The 688-nt window shown below is 48.0% G+C and carries 1 protein-coding gene; it reads left to right on the forward strand.

What is annotated here, in order from left to right; genetic code table 11:
* Nucleotides 1-23 precede the first annotated feature (23 nt).
* Entirely contained in the window at nucleotides 24-509 is a 486-nt protein-coding gene (locus ACS8FC_RS17770) for a hypothetical protein (RefSeq protein WP_439297765.1), read from the forward strand.
* Nucleotides 510-688: the final 179 nt, after the last annotated feature.

Genomic DNA, 688 nt, shown 5'->3' on the forward strand with positions numbered 1-688 from the left:
TTGCTATGGCTATTTTTGGAGGAATGATGACTCTTGTAAGCCTATCCCGCCGAGCAGCGACATCAGCAGTGCTTGCCCTGATGGTATGGAGCGTAAGTTTCTTTCTCCATTTTTTTTGGGAGATGGCACAGGTACCTTTCTTCTCCGGCATGGCCGAAGCGAGTCACTGGGACGTAGTCTGGCTTTGTACACGTGCGACCGTCGGTGATGCCAATATTGCTTTTGGCGCTTACGTGCTTGCGGCATTGTTTGTAAAAGACTGGTTCTGGATTGCAAAGCCGTGGCGTCTGTCGACTTTATCGATATACCTTGGCGTTGGCCTAACTATGACAATACTCTTTGAATACTGGGCAACTGGCGCTGGCCAAAGGTGGAATTATAGTGGGCTGATGCCTGATGTTCCGTTATTAAGCATAGGTGCGTTGCCGCTCGTTCAGTGGGTGGTCATTCCGATACTGTTAATCTATACTGTCAAGTGGATGTTCCTAGGTTGGCAGATATCCAATTAATAGAGGTTAGCATTAAGAGCAGTTGGTGCTATTTAGCTCATTACACCTGAAAGATGGGCGCAAACCCACCTCCTGGTGTACGGAAATTAGTTGTCTGACCTTGATACACACGCGCCGCAGGTAGTAGCAGTTGTCCGTCATACGTATAAAGACGTATATCCACCTTTCTAGTCGTCACC

The sequence above is a fragment of the Psychrobacter sp. 1Y4 genome, from assembly GCF_051847555.1.